The sequence below is a fragment of the Stenotrophomonas sp. BIO128-Bstrain genome, from assembly GCF_030128875.1.
Lineage (GTDB): Bacteria > Pseudomonadota > Gammaproteobacteria > Xanthomonadales > Xanthomonadaceae > Stenotrophomonas > Stenotrophomonas bentonitica_A.
On record NZ_CP124620.1, the window covers coordinates 2,090,585 to 2,112,953 of the forward strand.

The 22,369-nt window shown below is 67.2% G+C and carries 26 protein-coding genes and 1 other RNA gene; 11 read left to right on the forward strand and 16 right to left on the reverse strand.

What is annotated here, in order from left to right; genetic code table 11:
• Nucleotides 1-51: 51 nt before the first annotated feature.
• Nucleotides 52-567, reverse strand: a complete 516-nt coding sequence (gene grpE, locus POS15_RS09275; RefSeq protein WP_019183157.1) for a nucleotide exchange factor GrpE — start codon at nt 565-567, stop codon at nt 52-54.
• Nucleotides 568-649: 82 nt separating this feature from the next.
• Nucleotides 650-1,717 (reverse strand): heat-inducible transcriptional repressor HrcA, encoded by a 1,068-nt coding sequence (gene hrcA, locus POS15_RS09280; RefSeq protein WP_019183158.1) that lies wholly within the window; start codon nt 1,715-1,717, stop codon nt 650-652.
• A gap of 125 nt (nt 1,718-1,842) precedes the next feature.
• On the opposite strand from hrcA, the gene recN reads away from it, so the two are divergent.
• Nucleotides 1,843-3,504: a DNA repair protein RecN gene (gene recN, locus POS15_RS09285; protein ID WP_284129549.1), complete on the forward strand. Its 1,662-nt coding sequence runs from the start codon at nt 1,843-1,845 to the stop codon at nt 3,502-3,504.
• A 145-nt stretch (nt 3,505-3,649) separates the two neighbouring features.
• On the opposite strand, the gene POS15_RS09290 is transcribed toward recN, so the two are convergent.
• Nucleotides 3,650-4,567: a LysR family transcriptional regulator gene (locus tag POS15_RS09290; protein ID WP_284129550.1), complete on the reverse strand. Its 918-nt coding sequence runs from the start codon at nt 4,565-4,567 to the stop codon at nt 3,650-3,652.
• A gap of 96 nt (nt 4,568-4,663) precedes the next feature.
• Here POS15_RS09290 and POS15_RS09295 point away from each other — a divergent pair, with 96 nt between their 5' ends.
• Nucleotides 4,664-5,905: an SGNH/GDSL hydrolase family protein gene (locus POS15_RS09295; RefSeq protein WP_284129551.1), complete on the forward strand. Its 1,242-nt coding sequence runs from the start codon at nt 4,664-4,666 to the stop codon at nt 5,903-5,905.
• Between the two features lie 86 nt (nt 5,906-5,991).
• Here POS15_RS09295 and fur read toward each other — a convergent pair whose 3' ends face one another.
• Nucleotides 5,992-6,399: a ferric iron uptake transcriptional regulator gene (gene fur / locus POS15_RS09300; RefSeq protein ID WP_019183162.1), complete on the reverse strand. Its 408-nt coding sequence runs from the start codon at nt 6,397-6,399 to the stop codon at nt 5,992-5,994.
• A 104-nt stretch (nt 6,400-6,503) separates the two neighbouring features.
• Between fur and bamE the strand changes: the two genes are divergently transcribed.
• Nucleotides 6,504-6,896 (forward strand): outer membrane protein assembly factor BamE, encoded by a 393-nt coding sequence (gene bamE / locus POS15_RS09305; RefSeq protein WP_019183163.1) that lies wholly within the window; start codon nt 6,504-6,506, stop codon nt 6,894-6,896.
• Between the two features lie 16 nt (nt 6,897-6,912).
• On the opposite strand, the gene POS15_RS09310 is transcribed toward bamE, so the two are convergent.
• Entirely contained in the window at nt 6,913-7,173 is a 261-nt protein-coding gene (locus POS15_RS09310; protein ID WP_046272946.1) for an RnfH family protein, read from the reverse strand.
• 3 nt (nt 7,174-7,176) lie between these two features.
• Nucleotides 7,177-7,605: a type II toxin-antitoxin system RatA family toxin gene (locus POS15_RS09315; RefSeq protein WP_284129552.1), complete on the reverse strand. Its 429-nt coding sequence runs from the start codon at nt 7,603-7,605 to the stop codon at nt 7,177-7,179.
• A 57-nt stretch (nt 7,606-7,662) separates the two neighbouring features.
• Here POS15_RS09315 and smpB point away from each other — a divergent pair, with 57 nt between their 5' ends.
• From smpB to ssrA, 4 genes are all read left to right on the forward strand, one after another.
• Entirely contained in the window at nt 7,663-8,166 is a 504-nt protein-coding gene (gene smpB / locus POS15_RS09320) for an SsrA-binding protein SmpB (RefSeq protein ID WP_019183166.1), read from the forward strand.
• Nucleotides 8,166-8,594: a GNAT family N-acetyltransferase gene (locus POS15_RS09325; protein WP_284129553.1), complete on the forward strand. Its 429-nt coding sequence runs from the start codon at nt 8,166-8,168 to the stop codon at nt 8,592-8,594. Before smpB ends, POS15_RS09325 begins: the two co-directional genes overlap by 1 nt.
• Before the next feature lie 137 nt (nt 8,595-8,731).
• Nucleotides 8,732-9,085: a hypothetical protein gene (locus POS15_RS09330; RefSeq protein ID WP_019183168.1), complete on the forward strand. Its 354-nt coding sequence runs from the start codon at nt 8,732-8,734 to the stop codon at nt 9,083-9,085.
• Between the two features lie 120 nt (nt 9,086-9,205).
• Nucleotides 9,206-9,608: a transfer-messenger RNA gene (ssrA, locus tag POS15_RS09335) on the forward strand.
• A gap of 277 nt (nt 9,609-9,885) precedes the next feature.
• Here the strand turns inward: ssrA and POS15_RS09340 are convergent.
• From POS15_RS09340 to POS15_RS09355, 4 genes are all read right to left on the reverse strand, one after another.
• Nucleotides 9,886-10,188: a hypothetical protein gene (locus POS15_RS09340; protein ID WP_070470235.1), complete on the reverse strand. Its 303-nt coding sequence runs from the start codon at nt 10,186-10,188 to the stop codon at nt 9,886-9,888.
• A gap of 259 nt (nt 10,189-10,447) precedes the next feature.
• Nucleotides 10,448-10,744, reverse strand: coding sequence for a hypothetical protein (locus POS15_RS09345; protein WP_284129555.1), 297 nt, complete (start codon nt 10,742-10,744; stop codon nt 10,448-10,450).
• Between the two features lie 70 nt (nt 10,745-10,814).
• Nucleotides 10,815-11,366, reverse strand: a complete 552-nt coding sequence (locus POS15_RS09350) for a TetR/AcrR family transcriptional regulator (RefSeq protein ID WP_261997401.1) — start codon at nt 11,364-11,366, stop codon at nt 10,815-10,817.
• Between the two features lie 4 nt (nt 11,367-11,370).
• The gene (locus POS15_RS09355; RefSeq protein WP_284129557.1) at nt 11,371-12,876 is read right to left on the reverse strand and encodes an MFS transporter; all 1,506 of its coding nucleotides are present in this window, start codon (nt 12,874-12,876) and stop codon (nt 11,371-11,373) included.
• Nucleotides 12,877-13,084: 208 nt separating this feature from the next.
• Here POS15_RS09355 and POS15_RS09360 point away from each other — a divergent pair, with 208 nt between their 5' ends.
• On the forward strand, nt 13,085-13,354 hold the full coding sequence (locus POS15_RS09360; protein ID WP_284129559.1) for a hypothetical protein: 270 nt from the start codon (nt 13,085-13,087) through the stop codon (nt 13,352-13,354).
• 17 nt (nt 13,355-13,371) lie between these two features.
• On the opposite strand, the gene POS15_RS09365 is transcribed toward POS15_RS09360, so the two are convergent.
• Together POS15_RS09365 and POS15_RS09370 are read right to left on the reverse strand one after the other, a co-directional pair.
• Entirely contained in the window at nt 13,372-13,707 is a 336-nt protein-coding gene (locus POS15_RS09365; RefSeq protein WP_037553151.1) for a hypothetical protein, read from the reverse strand.
• Between the two features lie 129 nt (nt 13,708-13,836).
• Complete coding sequence (locus POS15_RS09370; RefSeq protein WP_019183216.1) at nt 13,837-14,007, reverse strand: hypothetical protein; 171 nt, start codon at nt 14,005-14,007, stop codon at nt 13,837-13,839.
• A 272-nt stretch (nt 14,008-14,279) separates the two neighbouring features.
• Between POS15_RS09370 and POS15_RS09375 the strand changes: the two genes are divergently transcribed.
• The 3 genes from POS15_RS09375 to POS15_RS09385 all read left to right on the forward strand — a co-directional run bounded on the left by POS15_RS09375 (nt 14,280) and on the right by POS15_RS09385 (nt 16,387).
• Nucleotides 14,280-14,690: a g-type lysozyme inhibitor gene (locus POS15_RS09375; RefSeq protein WP_284129561.1), complete on the forward strand. Its 411-nt coding sequence runs from the start codon at nt 14,280-14,282 to the stop codon at nt 14,688-14,690.
• Nucleotides 14,691-14,745: 55 nt separating this feature from the next.
• The gene (locus tag POS15_RS09380) at nt 14,746-15,414 is read left to right on the forward strand and encodes a hypothetical protein (protein ID WP_019183218.1); all 669 of its coding nucleotides are present in this window, start codon (nt 14,746-14,748) and stop codon (nt 15,412-15,414) included.
• A gap of 100 nt (nt 15,415-15,514) precedes the next feature.
• On the forward strand, nt 15,515-16,387 hold the full coding sequence (locus tag POS15_RS09385) for an endonuclease/exonuclease/phosphatase family protein (protein ID WP_284129562.1): 873 nt from the start codon (nt 15,515-15,517) through the stop codon (nt 16,385-16,387).
• Between the two features lie 81 nt (nt 16,388-16,468).
• Here the strand turns inward: POS15_RS09385 and POS15_RS09390 are convergent, their stop codons facing one another.
• The 4 genes from POS15_RS09390 to POS15_RS09405 all read right to left on the reverse strand — a co-directional run bounded on the left by POS15_RS09390 (nt 16,469) and on the right by POS15_RS09405 (nt 22,256).
• Complete coding sequence (locus tag POS15_RS09390; RefSeq protein WP_019183220.1) at nt 16,469-16,690, reverse strand: membrane protein; 222 nt, start codon at nt 16,688-16,690, stop codon at nt 16,469-16,471.
• A 208-nt stretch (nt 16,691-16,898) separates the two neighbouring features.
• On the reverse strand, nt 16,899-18,329 hold the full coding sequence (locus tag POS15_RS09395) for an efflux transporter outer membrane subunit (RefSeq protein ID WP_284129563.1): 1,431 nt from the start codon (nt 18,327-18,329) through the stop codon (nt 16,899-16,901).
• On the reverse strand, nt 18,323-19,060 hold the full coding sequence (locus POS15_RS09400; protein WP_284129564.1) for an SDR family oxidoreductase: 738 nt from the start codon (nt 19,058-19,060) through the stop codon (nt 18,323-18,325). Before POS15_RS09400 ends, POS15_RS09395 begins: the two co-directional genes overlap by 7 nt.
• A 25-nt stretch (nt 19,061-19,085) precedes the next feature.
• Nucleotides 19,086-22,256 carry a multidrug efflux RND transporter permease subunit gene (locus tag POS15_RS09405; protein WP_284129566.1) on the reverse strand — a complete coding sequence of 1,057 codons (3,171 nt, stop codon included), beginning with the start codon at nt 22,254-22,256 and terminating at the stop codon, nt 19,086-19,088.
• Nucleotides 22,257-22,369 lie beyond the last annotated feature (113 nt).

The window sequence follows — 22,369 nt, forward strand, 5'->3', positions numbered from 1 at the left end:
TTCAGCGTCCGGTCGAGCAGCCGGGCCACGCCCGGCTCACCGGCCTGCGGATCAGTCGCGGGCCACCACGACCAGCGCCGGACGCAGCAGGCGGTCGTTGAGCAGGTAGCCCTTCTGGAACACCTGGACCACGCTGCCCGGCGCCGCGCCGGGCGCGTCGACTTGGCTGATGGCCTGGTGGTGGTCCGGGTTGAAGGTCTGCCCGGTCGGGTCGAGCAGGGTCAGGCCGTTGTCGGCGGCGACCTTGAGCAGCTGCTTGTAGGTCAGTTCGAGACCTTCGCGCAGCGGGCTCGGGTCACTGCCGGCGGCATTGAGGCCGGCATCGAGGCTGTCGAAGACCGGCAGCAGCTCGCCGAGCAGCTTTTCGTTGGCGAAGCGGCGCGCCTGTTCGACGTCGCGGGCCACGCGCTTGCGCTGGTTGTCCAGGTCGGCGCGCTCGCGCAGCGACTCCGAGCGCAGCAGCGCCAGCTCGTTGTGCAGGCTGTCCAGCTGCTGCTGCAGGGACGGCTCCGCGGCCGGCTCGCCGGCGGGATTCTGGGATGCGATATCTGACTGATCTTGGTTCATTTCCGGATCCTTGGCGGTGACTCTCCGCCTCCACCCACCCCTATGTGGGCGCGGCTACGGGATTCAAGAGTCCAAGGCCGCTTTATGCGCGATCGCGGGACAATCCGCCGCCACCGGGCGAGCCCAGCGCAGCGCCCAGCACCTGGGCGGTGGCTTCCACCAGCGGAATCATCCGGTCGTAGGCCATCCGCTTGGGGCCGATCACCCCCAGCACGCCCAGCACCTGGCCATCGGCCGAATACGGGGCGGTGACCAGCGAGACGCTTTCCAGCGGCATCACCCCGGTCTCCTCGCCAATGAAGATGCGCACTCCCGGGGCCTGGATGGTGCGTTCGAGCAGCTGGAGGATCTCGCGCTTGCTGGCGAACACGTCGAACAGCTCGCGCAGGCGCTCCAGGTCGGACAGGTCCTGCACACCCATCAGCCGGGTCTGCCCGGCCAGCACCATGTCATCGGCCGGCGGCACCATGGCCTGCTCGGCCAGCTCGATGCTGTGCGCCAGCAGCTGCTCCATCTCCGACTGCGCATCGCGCAGCTCCAGCAGCAGCCGGGCCCGGATCTCGGCCAGCGGCCGCCCGGCGCAGTTGGCGTTGAGGTAGTTGGCGACCTGCTCCAGCTCGCCCGGATCGAAGCTGCGGCGCGGCTCGATCACCCGGTTCTGCACTTCGTTGTCGGCAAACACCAGGATCGCCAGCACCCGACGCGCGTCCAGCGCCACGAAGTCGATGTGCCGGAACGCGAACTGTTCCCGGCGCGGGGCGCTGACCACCCCGACGAAATGGCTCATCGCCGAGAGCAGCTCCGAGGCACTGCCGAGCAGGGCCTGGGTGCCGGTGCCGGTGGCCAGCTCGGTGCGCAGGCGGCTGAGCTCACCCTCCCCCGGCGGCTGCATCTTGACCAGGCTGTCCACGAACACCCGGTAACCGTGCGCGGTCGGCACGCGGCCGGCCGAGGTATGCGGCGAGCTGAGCAGGCCGAGGTCTTCCAGGTCGCCCAGGATGTTGCGGATGGTGGCCGGGCTGACATCCAGGCCGGCATGCCGGGCAAGCGTCTGCGAGCCGACCGGCTCGCCATCCTGGATGTGGCGCGCGATCAGCGTCCGCAGTAGATGGCGGGCACGCGGGGCGAGATGGGACGCGGAAGGGTGCATGGAATCAGCCTGTGAGACGCCCACTTAGATAATGGCTGCACGGGGCGTTGGCAAGTCATTGGAGACGCCCCCCGCCCATGCTAGCTTGCGCGGCTTGGAGACGCCCCTCGTGTACAACGTAGACCATGCTTAGACATCTATCGATCAAGGATTTCGCGGTCGTCCGCGCCACCGAGCTGGAATTCGGCGCCGGCATGACCGTGGTCTCGGGTGAAACCGGCGCGGGCAAGTCGCTGATGGTGGACGCGCTGGGCTTCCTGTCCGGGCTGCGCGCCGACAGCGGCGTGGTCCGCCACGGCGCCGCCCGCGCCGAGCTCTCGGCCGAATTCGCGCCGCCGGCCGATGCGCCGGCCCGCCAGTGGCTGCGCGACAACGAGCTGGACGACGAAGAACAGTGCCAACTGCGCCGGGTGATCCGCGCCGATGGCGGTTCGCGCGCCTTCATCAACGGCCGCCCGGTGACGCTGACCCAGCTGACCGAGCTGGCCGGCATGCTGGTGGAGATCCACGGCCAGCACGAACAGCAGGCCCTGCTCTCGCGCCCCTCGCAGCTCTCGCTGCTGGACGCCTTCGCCCGCAACGACGCCGAGCGCGCCCAGGTCCGCCAGACCGCGGCACGCTGGCAGGCGCTGGTGGACGAAGCCGAGGCGCTGTCGCGCCAGGGCGATGTCAGCGACCGGATCGGTTACCTGGAGCACCAGCTCAGCGAGCTCAAGCGCGAAGACCTGGACCCGGCCTCGATCGCCACCCTGGGCAGCAGCCACCGCCGCCAGGCCCATGCCAGCGCGCTGATCGGCGCCTGCGACGTGGCCGTCAGCCGCCTCAACGGCGACGACGAGGTCTCGGTGCTGCAGCTGCTGCAGCAGACCCGGCATGATCTTGCCCGCGTGGCCGAGCACGACAGCCGGCTCGGCGAGGTCGATGCACTGCTCGACAGTGCCGCCATCCAACTGGACGAAGCGCTGTCCCTGCTTGATCGCGTCCACGACGACCTGGATGCCGACCCCGAGCAGTTCGAGGACATCGAGCGCCGCCTGGGCCGCCTGCACGACCTCGCCCGCAAGCACCGCGTGCCGATGGAAGCGCTGGGCGAGCACCGCGATGCCATGGAGGCCGAAGTCGAGCAGCTGCGCGGTGCCGACGAGCGCCTGCAGACCCTGGCCGGCGAGATCGACCGTGCCGCCGGCCAGTGGACGACCGTGGCCGAGGTGCTCAGCGCCAGCCGCCGGAAGGCTGCCAAGGCCCTGTCGGACACCACCACCACCCTGATCGGCGAGCTGGGCATGGGCGGCGGTCAGTTCCTGATCGATATCGAGCGGCAGAGCGTGGTCAAGCCGGACCCGAACGGGGCCGAGCGGGTCGAGTTTCTCGTTGCCGCCAACGCCGGCCAGCCGCCGCGCGCCCTGCGCAAGGTGGCCTCGGGCGGTGAACTGTCGCGCATCTCGCTGGCGATCGAAGTCGCCGCCTTGGGCCTGGATGCCGTGCCGACCATGGTCTTCGACGAAGTCGATTCAGGCATCGGCGGCGCCGTGGCCGACATCGTCGGGCAGAAGCTGCGCGCCTTGGGCGAGAAGCGTCAGGTGCTGTGCGTCACCCACCTGCCCCAGGTCGCCTCCAAGGGCCACGCCCACTACCGGGTCAGCAAGGCCCCGGTGGACGGCATGACCCAGAGTGCGGTCGAGAAGCTGGACACCAAGGCCCGCGAAGAAGAGCTCGCGCGGATGCTGGGCGGCGTGGAAGTCAGCAAGGAAGCCCGCGCCGCGGCGCGCAAGCTGTTGCAGGTTTGAGGCCGGGTACCGACCAACGGTCGGTACCTACCCGCTCCAACGTACCGACCAACGGTCGGTACCTGCCGGCCACGACCCGGTAGTGCCGGCCGCTGGCCGGCTCCCCGCGGACCCGCTTCCGCCCGCGGCATCCACCCCACACCCCTCACCCCAACGGCTGGGCCAGATCCACCCGCGCGACCAGAAAATCCAGCAGCGCGCGCACGCGCAGCGGCAGGTAGCCGCCCTGCCCCTGGAACACCGCGTGCACCTCCTCCAGATCACCAGGGTTGGCCGATTCCAGCACCGGCAGCAGGCGCCCGGCCGCCACATCGGCCTGCACCTGGAACGCCGCCAGCCGCGCCATGCCCACGCCACCGAGCACCAGCCTGCGCAGCGCCTCGCCGTCGCTGGCGCGTGCATTGCCCTGGGTGGGCACGACCTGCCGCTCGCCATCAACGACCAGCGGCCAGCCGACCTGCGTACGCGGATGCCCGATATCGAGCCGGTTGTGCGCCATCAGCATGTCGGCGTCCTGCGGCAGGCCGTGTCGGGCGGCGTAGCTGGGGGCGGCGACGATCATCATCCGGGTCGCGCCCAGTCGCCGCGCAACCAGGCTGGAGCTTTTCAGCGGGCCGGCGCGCACCGCCACATCGGTGCGCTGCTCGAGCAGGTCGATCACCTCGTCGGTCAGCACCAGATCCACGCCGACCTGCGGGTGCAGCGCGAGAAAGTCCGGCAGCAGCGGCAGCAGAAAATGCTGGCCAAACGGCACATTGGCATTCACCCGCAGGCGCCCACGCGGTTCGGCATGGGCGCTGGCACAGCGCTCGGCTTCATCCAGATCGGCCAGCACCCGCAGCCCGCGCTCATAGAACGCGCAGCCCTCCTGGGTCAGCTGCAGCTGGCGGGTGGAGCGCTGCAGCAGGCGTGTGCCGAGCCGCTGTTCGAGCCGCGAGACCAGCTTGCTGACCGCCGAGGGACTCAGGTCCAACGAACGCGCAGCCGCTGAAAACCCGCCGGTTTCGATGACCCGGACGAACACTTCCAGTTCGCCGGAACGGTTGATGTCGGTGCCTGCCATGGGATGAATCCAGTTCACAGATGATTGTCCTCAGGCAGTCTAGTTCACAGGTACCCCGAAGATCACCATGGCGCTTCCTCTCCCACGGATCGCCCGATGAATACCTTCGCCCGCCTTACCGCCACCGCCCTGCTGGCCACCGCCGGCACCGCGGTTGCCGCCCCTGCGCCCACCTGGGTGGCCAGCTGGCAGGCCAGCCCGCAGCCGGTCTGGGGCGCAGATTTCCTCTTCCCCACGCTGATCCCGGCGCACCTGGAGGCGCAGACCTTCCGCCAGACCGCGCGCCTGAGCCTCGGCGGCCGCCAGCTGCGGGTGCGCCTGAGCAATACCTATGGCGAGCAACCGCTGCGGATCGGCGCGGCCAGCGTTGCCGCCGGGGCCGGCCAGCAGCCCCTGGCGCTGTCCTTCGAGGGAAGCGCGGAGACCGTGATCGCCCCCGGTACCGAGCGCCTGAGCGACCCGCTGGCGCTGGCGACCACCGATCTCCAGGCCGTGCAGGTGAGCGTCTACCTGGCCGGCCGCACGCCCCTGCGCAGCTTCCACTGGGAAGGCCGGCAGACCGCTGCAGTCGCCACCGGTGACCAGACGCTCGCCCCGACGCTGGCCACCTCCTCGACCACCACCGCCCGCCTGTTCGTCTCGGGTATCGATGTGCAGGGCGCCGCAGGCGCCCGCAGCGTGGTGGTGATCGGTGACTCGATCACCGATGGCGCGACCGCCAGCCTGGACCGCGACCAGCGCTGGACCGACCACCTCGCCGCACGCCTCGCGCCGCAGGGCGTGGCCGTGGTCAACGCCGGCATCTCCGGTGGCCGCCTGCTCCGCGATGGCATGGGAGAGGCCGCGCTCTCCCGCTTCCAGCGCGATGTGCTCGATCAACCCGGCGTGGCCAGCGTGATCGTGCTGCTGGGCACCAACGACATCGCCTGGCCCGGCACCGCCTTCGCCCGCTCCGAACCTGCGCCGACCCTGGCCGAACTGCAGGTCGGCTATCGCGCCCTGGTGGATCGCGCCCATGCCCGGGGCGTGCGCATCGTCGGTGCGACCCTGCCGCCGTTCGCGGGCGCCCTGCCCGGCACGCCGCTGGACGACTACTACCAGCCCGACAAAGACGCGCTGCGCCGCCAGCTCAATGCCTGGCTGCGGCAGGACAGCCCGTTCGATGCGGTGATCGACCTCGACGCCGCCCTGCGTGATCCGGCCGATCCGGCGCGGATGGCGCCAGCGTTCGATTCCGGCGACCACCTGCACCCGGGCGATGCGGGCAACCGGGCGATGGCCGACGCAGTGGACCTGCAGGCGCTGCTGCCCGGCCAAGTGCCGGTCACGACACCCTGACAACGAAAAACCCCCGGGCCGGGGCGCGGGGGTTTGATCTGCAGCGTGCCCTGCCCAGGCCGGTCGTCACGACCGGCCCGGCGCCATCACCGGCGCTTCTTGCGCACGTACAGGACCAGCGAGTGCTCTTCGAGTTCGTAGCCGTGGTCGGCTGCGATCTTGCGCTGCAGCTCCTCGATCTCGTGGCTTTCGAACTCGATGATCTTGCCGCTGTCCACATCGACCATGTGGTCATGGTGACCCCCGCGGTCCAGCTCGTAGACGGCCTGGCCACCTTCGAAGTTGTGCTTGAGCACCAGGCCGGCCGCCTCGAACTGGGTCAGAACCCGGTAGACCGTGGCCAGCCCGATCTCATCACCGTGCTCCAGGAGCTGGCGGTAGATGTCTTCGGCGGTCATGTGGTGGCTGGCATTGCGCTGCTCGAGCAGCGACAGGATCCGCATACGCGGATGGGTCACCTTGAGGCCGACTTTGCGCAGGTCGTGGGTTTCCATAGTTCTCCGTTCATTGGCGATTTAGCGCCAGCTGCCTCGGATTGGGTCGCGGCGACACGTCGGGAGTGTATCATCGACTCGATTTCCCCAAACGCCATTCCCCGATGCGCAATCTCCTGCTGGTCGCCGCCGTTGCCCTGTCCACCACGGGCTGCGGCATCATTTACAAGCAACCCATCTATCAGGGCAACCTGATCCGGGAGCAGGCCGTCGGTCAGCTGCAGGTGGGCCAGAGCAAGCAGCAGGTCAACGCCCTGCTTGGCACGCCTTCCATCCCGGACCCGTTCCATGCCCAGCGCTGGGATTACACCGCCAGCCAGCGCGTGAACCGGGTCGGCAAGACCGAAGTGAAGAACTTCACCGTCTACTTCGAAAACGACGCGGTCACCCGCTGGGACGGCGAGTACTTCGCCAGCGACGACGCCCAGCTGGCCCGCAGCACGCTGCGCCAGTTCGGCCGCAACCTGCCCAAGGACAAGAAGAAGCGCGGCCGCTGAGGCCCGCGTTCTTCACTCAGCTGCCGGCGCGGGCGCGTCGGCGGCGGTTGTCTTTCGGGTCGGCCAGCAGCGGACGCAGCAGCTCGACCCGGTCGCCCTCGCGCAGCACCTGATCCGGCTTGGCCAGCAGGCCATGCACGGCCATGGCCGGGCACTGGTCGCTGCCCTCGATGCCGGCCAGCGCGATGGCCTCGGCGACGGTGGTGCCCCCGGCGAGGGTCAGCACCTTCGAGGCGGCCCGATCGGGCCAGGCCAGCACCACCTCGACCGTGATCACGGCTCAGTCCTGGGCGTCGGCGACGCGGACGAAATCATTGACCATCCGGTCGGCCAGGCCCTGGAAGCCCAGCGCGAGAGCCGGACCGAGCAGACGTGAGGTCGGCTCGAACTCCAGCGTCAGCGTGACCTTGCAGGCATCTTCGGCCAGCGCGTGGAATTCCCAGCGACCGTGCAGGCGCTTGAACGGCCCGTCCTTGAGCTGCATATCGATGCTGTGCGGGCGTTGCAGCGTGTTCTCGGTCATGAACCAGGTGGAGAACGAACCGAAGCCCAGATCCAGGCGCGCGATCAGGCGGTCCGGGCCGGACTCCAGGATCTGCGAGGCCGAGCACCAGCGGAAGCGGCGCGGATAGGCGTCAATATCATTGACCAGGTCGAACATGCGGGCAGCCGAATGTTCGACCAGGGCACTACGGCGGATAGTTGGCATGCGATACAGATGTCTGATGAATCGACCGGGCGTGCCCGAATCGGAGACAATAGGGAAATGAGCAAGAACAGCGGCAAGGATAAAGCAAAGGGCGCGACGGCCAACAAAACCATCGCACTCAACAAGCGTGCCCGGCACGAGTACCACATCGAAGATCGCTTCGAAGCCGGCCTGGCCCTGCAGGGCTGGGAGGTCAAGTCGATCCGCGCCGGGCGCGGCAACATCATCGATGCTTACGCCTACGTGCGTGATGGCGAGATCTATCTGATCGGTGCGCAGATCACCCCGTTGATCCAGGCCTCCACCCACGTGGTGGCCAACGACCGCCGGGACCGCAAGCTGCTCCTGCATCGCAACGAGATCGACAAGCTGATCGGCAAGGTGCAGCGCGACGGCTACACGATCGTGCCCACCGCGATGTACTGGAGCAAGAACAAGATCAAGCTCGAGATCGCGCTGGCCAAGGGCAAGCAGACCCACGACAAGCGCGATGCGGAGAAGGACCGCGACTGGGCGCGCGAGAAGTCGCGCACCATGCGCCGGCACAACCGCGACGCGTGATGACGCGCACGGTGGCCGCACCGGGGATCCAGCCGGCCAGCGCCGAGGACACCCGCGCGGTGTTCGCCGGCCTGTTGGCTTTCAACCAGGCCGCCAGTGGCGATGCGTTGGACGATCAGCCGGTCAACCGGGTGATCCACGATGCTACCGGCCGGGTGGTGGCCGGGATCGCCGCCGACGTCTGCGGTGGCTGGCTGATGGTGCATGCGTTGTGGGTGGACGCCAGCCAGCGTGGCCAGGGGCTGGGCCAGGCGCTGCTGGCCGATGCCGAGCAGCAGGCCCGCACGCTCGGCGCACACGCGGTGACGCTGGACACCTTCTCCTGGCAGGCCGAGGGCTTCTACCTCAAGCAGGGCTATGAGGTGTTCGGCCGGCTGCAGGACTTCCCGCCCGGGCACCATCGCCTGTACCTGCGCAAGCCGCTGTAACGCCCTGCCCGGGCACTGCCAGCGCCACGTATCGCCAAGGCTGTCCTGACCCCGCGGCCCCGGCAGGACAGCGATCTTTCCCCGCCAGCCCCGCGCAGCTGTCAGAATCCCCGCATTGATACGGAAAGGATCCGCGCGTGACACTTGAAACTACCCCGGCACCCGCACTGGCGGCGGACGAACTGACCACCCTGCGCGCCGACGTGGCCGCGCTGGAGTTCATCTTTGACGAACTCGCCCGCGCGATGGACCCGGCCGCGCTGCTCAAGGTGCTGACCTACCTGATCCGCAACGCCAAGCGCGTCGCCTCGGAGACGCAGAGCTACGACACCCTGGAGCACCGCCGGCTGGTCGCCCAGGTGGAATCGCTGATGGCCCGGGTCGAGCCGCAGGCCAAGAAGCAGGCGATGGCCGTGCGCAACGAGCACAACCGCCTGAAGAAGGAAAAGGCCCGCCACAAGGCCGACAGCCGCCGCCAGCTGCAGAAGTAAGCGGCAGAAGTAAGCGGCAGACCGGCAAGGTGACTGTTCAGCCGGATTGGAGTAGCATCCATTCCGTCAAGTAGACGTCCGGCGCTGTTTTCCGGATGAAGTGCGGTTCTTGAAGAAACCGGGGGTGCATTGGTTTCGACGGGGGTTGTGAAGTTACTTGGTGCATGCCGAGGGGGCAGCTTTCCTCGTTAATCCAGCAGCAAACTTTTAGTTGCCAACGACGACAACTACGGTTCGAACGACTTCGCAATCGCTGCCTAAAAACAGCTTTAGCGTTTAGTTCTACAGCCGCCTTAGGCGAACCCCCGAACCTACTTGTGCCCGTGCTCGTAGATGTAGGGTCATTATCACGGAACCGGTTGTGATGGCTGCCTGTCAGTCACGACTTAACTAAAGCAGGCTGGTCCTGGGGTGCGCTTTGCACACCGTGCTGCCACAGGATGAGATCCAACGGTGAGCTAAGCATGTAGTACCGGGGATGGAGTGCCTTCGGACGGCGGTTCAATTCCGCCCACCTCCACCAATGAGGGGTTCGAAAGAATCCCAAGAAGCCCGGGAACCCTTATACAACGGGGGTTCCCGGGCTTTTTTATTTCCGGCATCGTCAGGCCCCATGCGCTGCAGGTCGTGAGACCGTGGGGGCGATGCCCCCGCTCACCCATCTTGCCTTGCGGCGCGCCAAGCCGGCCGAGAAGACCCCGAACCTGTTCGACCGCGGCGGTCTCTACCTGGAGATCTCATCCTGTTGATGGTCGGTGGTGGCACCTGACCCTTCTGGACCTCAGCCTGCAGATGAGCCTCTACGGGCTGCTGCTGGCCTCGTGGCGCTGTGGCAGTTGCCGCGCTGTGCCAGACGGATCGCGGCGTACGGCCGCCTCCTCTTCGCCCTCGGAGGGCGGGATGTACCACTTCTGGACCGTGCCCGCGGGCAGGTTATAGACCCAATATGTCCCGCCAGCCTTCGTTACCGCTTCTTCCAGGATTGCGCGCTGGCGGAAGTCCTCATCGGTCACGCAGGTGGGGCAGTGCACCGGCTGAGCCGCAAAAGCAGGCGTTGCAACCGCCGCGGCCGTTAATGCAAGCATCGCACTAAAGAGCTTCACAATAGATCCTTTATTGAGAAATTGCCGATTTGCTCGGCGATTTGATCCTAGCACCGTGAAGCATGTGGCTGGGTTGCCGATCCTGCCGTGATCTCGCCAACGTGACCGCGTACGCGTCCGCAGTTGGGTTTGTCATGACCTTTGAAGCGGCGCGGGACTTCTCTGATTCAGGGCGTGGCTGGCTGCCGAGCGGGATGACGCGACGGCAATGCTGCTGGCCAGCGAGTGCAGACATCGAAGGTCCCCACCTTTTTGTGCCTCACGGCAACGTAAATTTCCGCGCCATCCGAAGTGGCCAGACCGAGGTGAACTGCGCGCCACCCACCAGCCGGTATGCTGCCGAAACACTGTGCAGCACGCCCATCGCCTCCAGCACATCCTTGGTCTTCCGGAACGTCGGCCGCGGATCCGCGGTGAACATGAAAAGGTTGATCTCTTTCGCGCTGACGTCATAGCCGTCCAGCGTCGCGGCCTTGCCGAGCGCGGCGGTCAGCTCGGCCTCCAGCGTCGCCAGGAATGCCTCATCGTCCAGCGACTTGCGCCAGAACTTGATCACAAGCTGGTAATCCATCAGGCGGCCCCGTCATTCAAGAAGTGAACCGCCAAGGTTACCCGCATGAAGGACATCACGCTGTGTTTGAAGCGGCGGCAATCATCTGCGCCAGCCGGTCGGCGATGGCCTGCCCCACCTCCGGCGGCAGGCGCGAGCGCGACAGCGCTTCGAACACCCACATGCCGTCGGCGGCGAGCTTGGCGATGAACAGGTCCAGCGCGGCCGGGTCGCTCAGGTCCTGCGGGGTCGGCGGCGACCAGCGCTCGGCCACGGTCGCCCAGGGCTGCACGTTCTCATCCGTCGCCGCCGCATCAAACATCAGCTGCAGTTCGGCGCGCGTAGCGGTCTGCACACAGGTCAGTGCGTAGGCCTGGTAGCGCTCGGTGGCATCGGCGGCCTCGGCCGGCTTGCCGGCCACCTCGATCAAGCTCGCCTCCCACACGCCGGCCAGGTGCTGATGGATGCCCTGGAGCAGCGCGTCGCGCGAGGGGAAGTGGTACAGCAGCCCTCCCCTGGCGATGCCGGATTCGGTGGCGACCGCCTCGAAGGTGAGCGCGGTGATGCCGTCGCGTTCGATCACGCGGACGGCGGCATCAAGGATGTTGGTTCGGTTGCTCGGGCGCATGGAGTCAGTGGGCGTGGGAGACAGTGGTGGCGCTGCCGGGGCCGTGACGGCGCAGCAGAATGCCGGTGACGACGGTGCCGACCAGGAGCACGGCGGCGATCACATACAGTACCCAAACATAGCTGGCGTCGTAGGCGCTGGCGGCAGCACCGAGCCACCCTGCATCGGAACCGGGCTGCGCGGCCAGAGCGAACGCCTGCTGGATGCTCTCACCCGCAGCGGCGTCCACGCCGTCCGGAAGCGACACGGTTGCCGAGTACAGCGCGGCAATCAGGCTGCCCAGCAGCGAGACCGCGAACAGGCTGCCGAACTCGTAGGACACCTCCTCCACCGAGGACGCCATGCCGGCGCGGTGCGGCGGCACGTTGCCGATGATGGCCGTGGAAGCGACCGAAATGGTCGCGCCCATGCCCAGCCCGGTGAGCAGCAACCCGGTAATGGTCCAGCCCAGGTCGCTACCAAAGGTCACCGCCACCAGCAGCACGCCGGCGGTACCCACGCCGAGCCCACCGGTGATCAGCGGCAACAGCCCGACGCGGTGCAGGAACGCGCCGCCGAAGATCGCGCTGGGCAGGCAGCCGAGCGCGACCACCGACACCAGCAAACCGGCCTGCAGCGGCGTGTAATCGGCGACCAGCTGGAAGCGCTGGGTGGTCAGCAGCTGCAGGCCGGCGATGGCAAACATCGCGAAGGCCGCCGAGAGCACACCGGCCAGGAACGGCGCATTGCGGAAGATCGCCACATCAAGCATGGGATACGGCAGGCGACGCTGGCGACGCAGGAACAGCACCAGACCCACGACGAAGACCAGCGCCGCGCCCGCGGCCAGTGGCCCGTTCGGCGGCGCATGCGCGATTTCCTTGATCGCCACCACCAGGCCGGACAACGCGACCAGACTCAACAGCGAGGAAATCAGGTCCCACGGCTTGCTCGCATCGGGCGTGCCGTGCGGCGCGAACAGCACGGCGCCAACCATCGCCAGCAGCACGATCGGCACGTTGATCAGGAACACCGAACCCCACCAGAAATGGGCCAGCAGCACGCCGCCGACGATCGGGCCGATCGCGCTGCCAATGATGGAAATGCAGCCCCAGACCGCGATCGCCAGATTGCGCTCGCGCTCATCCGCGAAGGTCAGGCTGATCAGCGCCAGCGTGGCCGGCATCATTGCCGCGGCACCCACCGCGAGCAGCGCGCGGGCGCCGATGAGCAGGTTGGCGTCCGCCGCGAACGCAGCCAGCAGCGAGGCGATGCCGAAGATCACCAGGCCGATCAGGAACATACGGCGGTGCCCCAGCCGGTCGCCGAGGGTGCCCGCGCCGAGCAGCAGGCCGGCCATGACCAGCGGATAGGCATTGATGATCCACAGCCCCTGCAGCGACGTGGCGCCGAGTTCGGCGGTCAGGGTGGGCAAGGCGGTGTACAGGACCGAGTTGTCGAGCGTGATCAGCAGCAGGCCGGCGGCCACGGTGAGCAACAGGCTCCAGCGCTGGGTCTTGGTGGGGGTCATGGGGAACGAACGTTTCGGGCGGGCAGTAACTATACAGGACGTCCTGTTTGGTTATGACTCCCCCTCCCGACGGGTTCAGCCTGCGGCAGGCACTGCCGTGCGCAACCGCGGACGTGGCCGGTCTGCGTGGCAACTGGCGTTCATCACATGGCAGGGGGCTCACCCGCGCAGGTACGCCTGCCCGGTATGCACGGTGTCGGGGATCGCTATGGACGGACAGAAAGAGGCATTTCGGCAGGCACACGCCGAGTTGGAGCAGTGCTGGACGCACGGCCGGTCGGCGGCCGAGCGATGGGCGGTGTACGACGGTATCCACGACCGGCTGGTAGCGCAGTGGCCGGGCGATGCCACCCGCATCGTCGGCATGATGGTGATGTGGGTCACCGAAATACGCGGCAGCTGCCCGTCGCCCCATGGCGTTGCCGAGCCGGGACGGAGCGAGGTCCTGCGGCTGCGTGCCTCCCGGATCGATTCCTGAGAGCCGTGCCGGCTGGGTTACGGTGCGGTCGGCTGGAAAGGCGCGTTGCGCCCGGCCACTTCCATGTTGATCGCATTGATCAGGGCCGACACGGCCGTCGCCAGGCGGCGGCTGTCGGCGATGGAGCCGAAGAACAGGATCGAGGTGCCGTCCAGTTCGACCCCGGCCAGGCCGAGCTCGCCCTTGAGCGCGGCGACGCGTTCGTCGAACAGCTTCAACCAGTGGGCATCGGGAGCGACATCCAGCATCGCCACAATCGCCTCATCCGCACCATGGTCGACGATGGTCTGCAGGGTCGGGACGTCGAATCCCAGCAGGCGTGGCACGCTGCTGTCGGGAAGAGGAATGCTCATGCGGGCATGGTAGCCGGTAAGCCGCTGCGGTGCCCGACGGCGACTGGCGATGGCTGAAGCGTTGTGATTGCCCATGACGCACAAAGGCCCGGCCAGATCGGCCGGGCCCTCGGTGCGTCATGCCTGGCCTTATTCTTCCTGGTCGCTCTGCTGGCCCGAGCGCTGGCCCTGCTGATCCTGCTGTTGCTGCTGCTTCTGGGCGTCACGGTCGCGCTGATCCTGCTGATCCTGCTGGCCCTGCTGCGGGGTGTTGCGCTGCGGATCGTTCTGACCCTGCTGCGGGTTCGGGGTGTTGGCCATTGCCGTATCTCCGGTGTTCGGCATCGAAGTGGTGCCGGTGAAACCACGCTAGGCCTGCCCGCGTTACCCATGTGTGCGTGGCGGGCGGCGCGCCCTGCACGCGCCGGGCACCTGCGTAAACAATTCAGAACGCACTGGAAAACGACACCGAGAGAGCACAGTGCGTTCACTGCCCGGTAGCGGTGATCTGCAGCGCATCGACAGTCCCTTGATGGGCGCGCGCTCATGCTCGCGACGAAAGGCCCTTGCCGGGCCCCCACCGAGGATGTGCCATGACGCCGCTCCGCTCGCTGCGGTTGACCGCCCTGCTCGCCCTGACGCCGATGCTGGCCACCGCGGCGGACAAGGTCACCACCACCCCCGTGCACTTCACCAAGGGCGCCAGCAGCGCCACTCTGCGTGGGACGTTGTCCGGTTATGACACCGTCCGCTACACGATCGCCGCGCGTGCCGGCCAGACCATGGCGGTCACGATCGACGGCAGCCCCAATGCCAATTTCAATGTATTCGCGCCCGGCGTAACGCCCGGCCAGGGCGAGGCCCTGGGCAGCAACGACGAGACCCGGCGCTGGAGCGGCACCCTGCCGTCCACCGGCACCTATGTGGTGCAGGTCTACCAGATGCGTGCGCAGGCGCGCCGGGGTGAGAAGGCACCGCACAGCTTGACCGTCGCAATCCGCTGAGGCCAGCCCCGGGTATCCTCGGGGGTGTCGGTTTCGTCCACGCAAGGGGCCCGGGATGGACTTCCTCAAACTGCTGCGGTCGCTGGAAGAGTTTCTCTACGAGCTGTGCACCTGGTTTCTGTTCTTCCCGCGCACGCTGTACCGCGTGGTGGTGCATCCGCGGCGGATGGCCCAGTACGTGGATACCGAGCTGAAGGAAAAGCTGGACCGCCAGTTCGACGATGCGATCAGCCCGCCGATGTTCCTGATGCTGGCGGTGCTGGTCGCACACGGGGTGGAGCTGATGCTGCACCAGCAGGTGGTCGGCACCGGTGCGCTGTCGCGTTCGATTTTCGGCAATGAGGAAAGCCTGCTGCTGTACCGCTCGATCACCTTCGCCATCTGGCCGCTGGTGACCACCACGCACCTGCTGCGGCGCAAGCACGTGCCGATGACCCGGGAGTCGTTGCGCCGACCGTTTTTCATGCAGTGCTACCTGACCGCCCCGTTCGCGGTGACGTTGTCCACCAGCATGGTGTTCGTACGGCTGCCCGGCGAGCTGTCAACCGTGCTCGGCACTGCGGTGGGGGTGATCGCCGCGCTGTGGTATGCGGTGGTCCAGGCCGGGTGGCTGAAGGTCGCGCTTCAACGCTCCTGGTTGAACACGATCCTCTCCACGGTATGGGTGCTGGTGCTGGGATCGCTCATCAACATCACGATCGGGGTGATCCTGCTGTCGAATTGATCCGACCGGCGCCCCGCCCAACCGCCATGTCGCGCATATCCTTTCCCCGCCCTTCCATGCGACCCTTTGGGAACGTTTTCATGGAATGGAGGGATTCCACATGCTGTTTCGTTTCCACCGGCCCGCGCTGCTGGCCCTGATGATGTTTGCCGCCCCGCTGGGCAGCGCCTGGGCGCAGGCACCGGACGCGTTGAAAGTCATGTCGTTCAACGTGCGCACGCCGGCCGATACCGACCCCGGCAAGCGCTGGGAAGACCGCCGCGATGCGATGGTCACGCTGATCCGCGAACAGAAACCCGAGGTGATCGGCACCCAGGAGCTGGTGCGGAAACAGGGCGAGTACCTGGTCGCGCACCTGCCCGGCTACACCCTGTTCGGCAGGGACCGCCGCGGCGGCAATGCCGACGAACACATGGGCGTGCTGTACGACAGCGCGCGCCTGAAGGTGCTCGAATCAGGCGACTTCTGGCTCTCCGATACACCGGATGTGCCGGGCAGCATCACCTGGGGCAACCTGTTCCCGCGCATGGTGACCTGGGCGCTGTTCCAGCGTCAGGCCGATGGCCAACGCTTCTATCTGTTCAACACCCACCTGCCCTATCGCGATGAAGATGAGCCGCGCCGCGTGCTCGGTGCGAAGCTGATCGTCTCGCGGCTGGCAACGCTGCCCAAGGACATCCCGGTCGTGGTCACCGGCGATTTCAACAGTGAGCCCGGCAGCGACACCTACAAGGCCTTCACTGCCGCATTGGGCGATGCCCGCGAACTCGCCGGCAAGGTCGAAGGCCCGCGCCTGACCTTCCACGATTTCACCGGCAAACCGACGGTGGAACTGGACTGGATCCTGGTACGCGGTTTCAGCGTGGACCGTTTCAGCACGCTGGACCAGAAACCCGGTGGCGTGCTGCCTTCGGACCACTACCCGGTCCAGGCCGAGCTGCGGTTCCCCGCGTCGCCGCCGACGGGCCGGTAAGCAGACGCGCGATGGGCGGCCATAGCACCGTCCATCGGCTTGCGCATGGCCGCACTGCGGCCCTGCGCTTTCACCCGCCGATCACGGCTGCCGCTCATCGATCTGCTGCAGCAGCTGGTACAGCGCCTGATGCTGCTCGCGTGCCTGGCAGATCCGCGCGCCGATGGCGATGAACACACCGGTGGCGATCAGGCCGATCTCGAACAGGCCTTCGGTCAAACGGGCGAATCCGATGGCGACCACGATGATCGCGGCGACCAGCAGCGCGATGACACCGCGCGAAAGCCCCGCGCCGGATCCCATGCCCGGCTCCTGCACACGCGGACGGACAGGACGCCACTGATTGGGTTGCATGCGGGCCACTCCAGAGAACAACCCACGCTTGTAGCATCGTGCATTGGCACCGTGCAGAGGCAAAGCCGTCAACCGCGACGCCCTGCGCAGCGGATGTGACGGCTGTTGCCATTCTTGCAGGGACGGCGCCTTCGCCGCCCCTGCGACCTGCGGCCGGTCAGCGCTGCGTCACCGCCACCGGGGTGTTGGCTGCATCCTGCTGCTGGCCCCAGCCACCCAAGGCCTTGTACACCCCCACCACACTGACGTTGACCGTGGATTCGGCCTCGGCCAGTGCATCGTCCGCGGCCAGCTGGGTGCGTTGTGCATCGAGCAGGGTCAGGAAGTCTTCCGACCCCTCGCGGAAGCGGATCTGCGCCAGTTCCTCCGCGCGACCCGCCGCCTGGGCCTGCTCGGCGACGATCGCCAGGCGGGCCTGCTGCTTGGCGTACCGCGTCAACGCGTTCTCGGTGTCTTCCAGCGCCAGCAGCACCGCCTTCTCATACTCGGCGGCGGCACCGTCGGCCTGCGCCTTGCTGGCGCGCAGACGGGCTTTGACCGTGCCGAAATCGAAGGCAGCCCAGCTGATCGACGGGGTCACCGACCACGCCTTGTTGTTGCCGTTGACCAACCCGCTGGCATCACCGGACAGGAAGCCGACGAACCCACTCAGGCTGATCCGCGGGAACAGGTCCGCGGTGGCCACGCCAACGCGCGCGGTGGCCGCCGCCAGCCGACGCTCGGCCACGCGCACATCGGCGCGCTGACGCAGCAGATCGGTGGTGTCACCCAACGGCAACGCCTTGGCGTACGGCCGCATCTCGCGCGGCTGCAGCAGGCTGTCCAGTGCATCCGGACGCTGCCCCAGCAGGACGGCCAGGCGATGACGCGACTGCACTTCGGCGACTTCCAGCAGCGGGATGTCGGCCTCGATCGCCTTCAGGCGCGCACGGCTGCTCTGCACGTCCAGCTCGCTGCCGGCGCCCAGTTCCCAGCGGGTCTCGGTGAGCTTCTGGGTGTCGCGCAGATTGACCAGGGTGCGCTTGGCCACCGCGATGCGCTTCTGGGTACCGCGCAGCTCGAAGTAGTTACGGGCTACTTCGGCGGCGACGGTGACCTGCGCGTCGGCGAGGTTGTCCTGCTCGGCGCCCAGGTCCGCGCGCGCCGCTTCGGCGGCACGGCGTTGGCGACCGAACAGATCCAGCTCCCAGCCGGCATCGAAGCCGAGCTGGTAGGTCTCGCTGAAGACGCGCTCACCACCCACCGTGGCATCGGGCTGCTTGCGGCGGTCATAGCTGCCGCCGCTGGTGACGTGCGGCAACTGGTCCAGGCGCTGCTCGACGAACACCGCGCGGGCCTCGCGCACCCGCGACATCGCGATGCGCAGGTCCAGGTTGGTGCCCAGTGCTTCATGCACCAGCTGCTCCAGCACCGGATCGTCGAACTGGGCCCACCAGCTCGCCACCGGCGAGGTGGTGGTGAACACCGGCGCGGCGGCGCCCTGCAGGGTCACCGGCTCGGCCGGTGGCGCCTGGTAGTTGGGGCCGACGCTGACGCAGCCGGCCAGCAGCGCGCTGGTCACGGCCACGGTCAACAGGCGGATTACCATGGCAGCACCTCGCCGAGGTAGGTGAAGCTGCCGTTGGGGCCATCGGCATCGATCAGCGCCATGCCGACGCTGGAGCGTGCGCCTTCGCTGATTTCGATCTCGCCCTCACCGCCGTTCATGTCGGTCTTGACGTAACCGGGGTGCACGGTATTGACCTTGGTGGTGCTGTCGCGCAGCTCGTAGGCGAGCTGTACGGTCCACGCATTCACCGCACTCTTGGAGGCGTTGTAGGCGGGCACCGCGAAGCCGTAGATCGGCGAGCCCGGCTGGCTGTGCAGGGTCAGCGAGCCCAGGATGCTGGAGACGTTGACGATGCGTCCAGCCGACGAGGCGTTGAGCAGCGGCAGGAAGGCCTGGGTAACGGCGATCACGGCGAACACGTTGGTGTCGAAGGTATCGCGCCAGGTCTGCAGGGTCTGCGCCGACGGCGCCAGCTTTGGGTCGTCGAGCAGGATGCCGGCGTTGTTGACCAGGATGTCCAGGCGGCCGTGACGCTCGGTCACGGTCTGCACGGCGGCGGCGATGCTGGCGGCATCGCCTACGTCGAGCTGGATCGCTTCGACCGGCAGGCCCTCGGCCTGCAGCTTCAGCGCCTCGGCCACGGCGACGTCGCGCTTGCGCCCGGCCAGCAGCGTGTGCACGCCGGCCTGGGCCAGCTGACGGACGGTTTCCAGGCCGATGCCGCGGGTGGCACCGGTGACCAGGGCGATCTTTCGGGTAGCGGTATTCATGTGAAAAACCTCGCGGGGGAAGGAATCAGTGGTGGATGGTCGGTTCGCCGTGGGTCACCAGCTGCCCGCCGCCGTTACGGCTGACGAACTTGCGCAGGGCCACGTAGAACACCGGGGTCAGGAACAGGCCGAACAGGGTGACGCCCAGCATGCCGGCGAACACCGTGATACCGGTGACCGAGCGGACTTCCGCACCGGCGCCATGCGAGATCACCAGCGGGATGGTGCCGGCGATGAACGCGATGGAGGTCATCACGATCGGGCGCAGACGCAGGCGGCACGCTTCCAGTGCAGCCTCCACGATGCCCTTGCCGCCCATCTCCAGTTCGCGGGCGAACTCGACGATCAGGATGGCGTTCTTGCAGGCCAGGCCCATCAGCACCACCAGGCCGACCTGCACGAACACGTTGTTGTCGCCACCGGTCATCCATACGCCGAACAACGCCGACAGCAGGGTCATGGGGACAATCAGGATCACCGCCAGTGGCAACGACCAGCTTTCATACAGCGCGGCCAGCACCAGGAAGGCCAGCAGGATCGCCACCGGGAACACGATGAAGGCGGCCTTGCCCTGGGTGGCCTGCTGGTAGCTCAGGTCGGTCCATTCGGTCTGCATGCCGACCGGGAGTACCTTGCCGGCGATTTCGGTCAGCTTGGTCATGGCCTCGGCCGAGGACAGCATGCGCGGGTCGGCTTCGCCGGCCAGATCGGCCGCCGGGTAACCGTTGAAGCGCAGCACCGGGTCCGGGCCGTAGGTCTGCTTCACGGTGACCATCGAGCCGATCGGCACCATCTCGCCACGGTTGTTGCGGGTACGCAGGCGACCGATGTCTTCCACGCTGTCACGGAACTGGCCGTCGGCCTGGGCGATCACCTGCCAGGTACGACCGAACTGGTTGAAGTCGTTCACGTACGCCGAGCCCAGGTAGGTCTGCAGCGTGTCGAACAATTCGGTCAGCTCCACGCCCTGGGCCTTGGCCTTGACGCGGTCCACTTCGGCATCCAGCTGCGGCACGTTGGCCTGGTAGCTGGTGATGGGGAACGCCATGCCCGGGGTCTGCGCGACCGCACCCTGCATCGTGCTCACCGCCGTCTGCAGTGCGCCATAGCCGAGATTGCCGCGGTCCTGGATGAACATCTGGTAGCCGTTGCCGTTGCCCAGGCCGAGGATCGGCGGCGGCATCATGGAGAACGCAAAGCCCTCCTGCAGCCCGGCGATCTTGGCGTTGATCTCGGCATTGATCTGCGCGGCGGTGCGGCCCTTGCGCTCACTGAACGGCTTGAGCGGAACGAATGCGACGCCGGTGTTGGGCGTGTTGGTGAACTGCAGCGCGTTCAGACCCGGGAACTGGATCGTGTGCGCCACGCCATCGGTATTGCGCGCGATCTCGGCGACCTTGGCCAGCATGGCGTCGGTACGTGCGATCGAGGAGCCCTCCGGCAGCTTCACGCCGGCAATCAGGTACAGCTTGTCCTGGGTCGGGATGAAGCCGGCCGGCACCGCCTTGAACATCAGGCCGGTGGCCAGCAGCAGGCCGGCGTAGACCACGAACACCAGGCCACGACGGCCCAGCAGGCGGCCAACCGAACCGTGGTACTTCTCCGAGCTGGTCTTGAAGAAGCGGTTGAACGGACGGAAGATCCAGCCGAACAGACGGTCGATCAGGCGGGTGAGGCCATCCTTCGGCGCGCCGTGCGGCTTGAGCAGGCGTGCGGCCAGGGCCGGCGACAAGGTCAGCGAGTTGATCGCCGAGATCACGGTCGAAATCGCGATGGTGACGGCGAACTGCTTGTAGAACGCACCGGTCACACCGGACAGGAACGCCATCGGCACGAACACGGCACACAGCACCAGCGCGATCGCCACGATCGGGCCGGACACTTCGCGCATTGCCTGGTGGGCGGCGGCCAGCGGAGTCAGGCCTTCTTCGATGTTGCGTTCGACGTTCTCCACCACCACGATCGCGTCATCGACCACGATGCCGATCGCCAGCACCAGCCCGAACAGGGTCAGGGTGTTGATCGAGAAGCCGAGTACGTACAGCGCCGCGAAGGTACCCACGATCGACACCGGCACGGCGATCAGCGGAATGATCGAGGCACGCCAGGTCTGCAGGAACAGGATCACCACCAGCACCACCAGGGCGATCGCCTCGAGCAGCGTGGAGACCACGGCCTTGACCGAATCGCGCACGAAGATGGTGGTGTCATACACCGCTTCGTACTTCACGCCCGGCGGGAACTGCCTGGTCAGCTCATCCATGGTGTGGATGACCGAGTCGCGGATTGCCAGCGCGTTCGCGCCGGGGGCCTGGAAGATACCGATACCGACCGCGTTCTTGCCATCCAGCTGCGAGCGCAGCGTGTAGTCACCGGCGCCCAGCTCCAGGCGGGCGACATCGGACAGGCGCACCACTTCACCGTCGTCACCGGCCTTGAGCACGATATCGCGGAATTCCTGTTCGGTACGCAGGCGGCCCTGCGCATTGATCAGGGTCAGGAAGTCGCTGCTGGGCATCGGCTCGGCGCCGAGCTGGCCGGCCGAGACCTGCACGTTCTGCTCGCGCATCGCCCGCACCACATCGCTGGCGGTCAGGCCGCGCGCGGCGATCTTGTCCGGGTCCAGCCACGCACGCATGGCGTAGTCGCCGCCGCCGAACATCTGCGCATCGCCCACGCCCTGCAGGCGTGCCAGGGCATCCTTGACGTGCAGGCGGGCGTAGTTGCGCAGGTACAGCGAATCGTACTTGCCGTCCGGCGAGGTCAGGTGCACCACCATCAGGAAGGTCGGCGACTGCTTCTGGGTGGAGACACCCTGGCGGCGCACGTCTTCGGGCAGGCGCGCCTGCGCCTGGGCGACGCGGTTCTGCACCTTGACCGCGGCCTCGTCCGGATCGGTACCCGGGCGGAAGGTCACGGTCATCTGCAGCACGCCGTCGGAGCCGGCGACGGACTTGATGTACATCATGTCCTCCACGCCGTTGATCGCTTCTTCCAGTGGCGTGGCCACGGTTTCAGCGATCACCTTCGGGTTGGCGCCCGGGTACACCGTACGCACCACCACCGAAGGCGGTACCACTTCGGGGTACTCGCTGATCGGCAGCATCGGGATCGCGATCAGGCCAGCGGCGAAGATCACGATCGACAGCACCGCCGCGAAGATCGGCCTGTCAATGAAAAAACGGGAAAAGTCCATGGGTGGATTCCTGGGGTTTCACCAGCGCCGGCGTGCACGACCCCGGCCGCTGTCGCAGGCGACAGCGGTGGCGGGTTCCCCTGCACGGGGCGATGGCAGTCACGGTAGAGCCG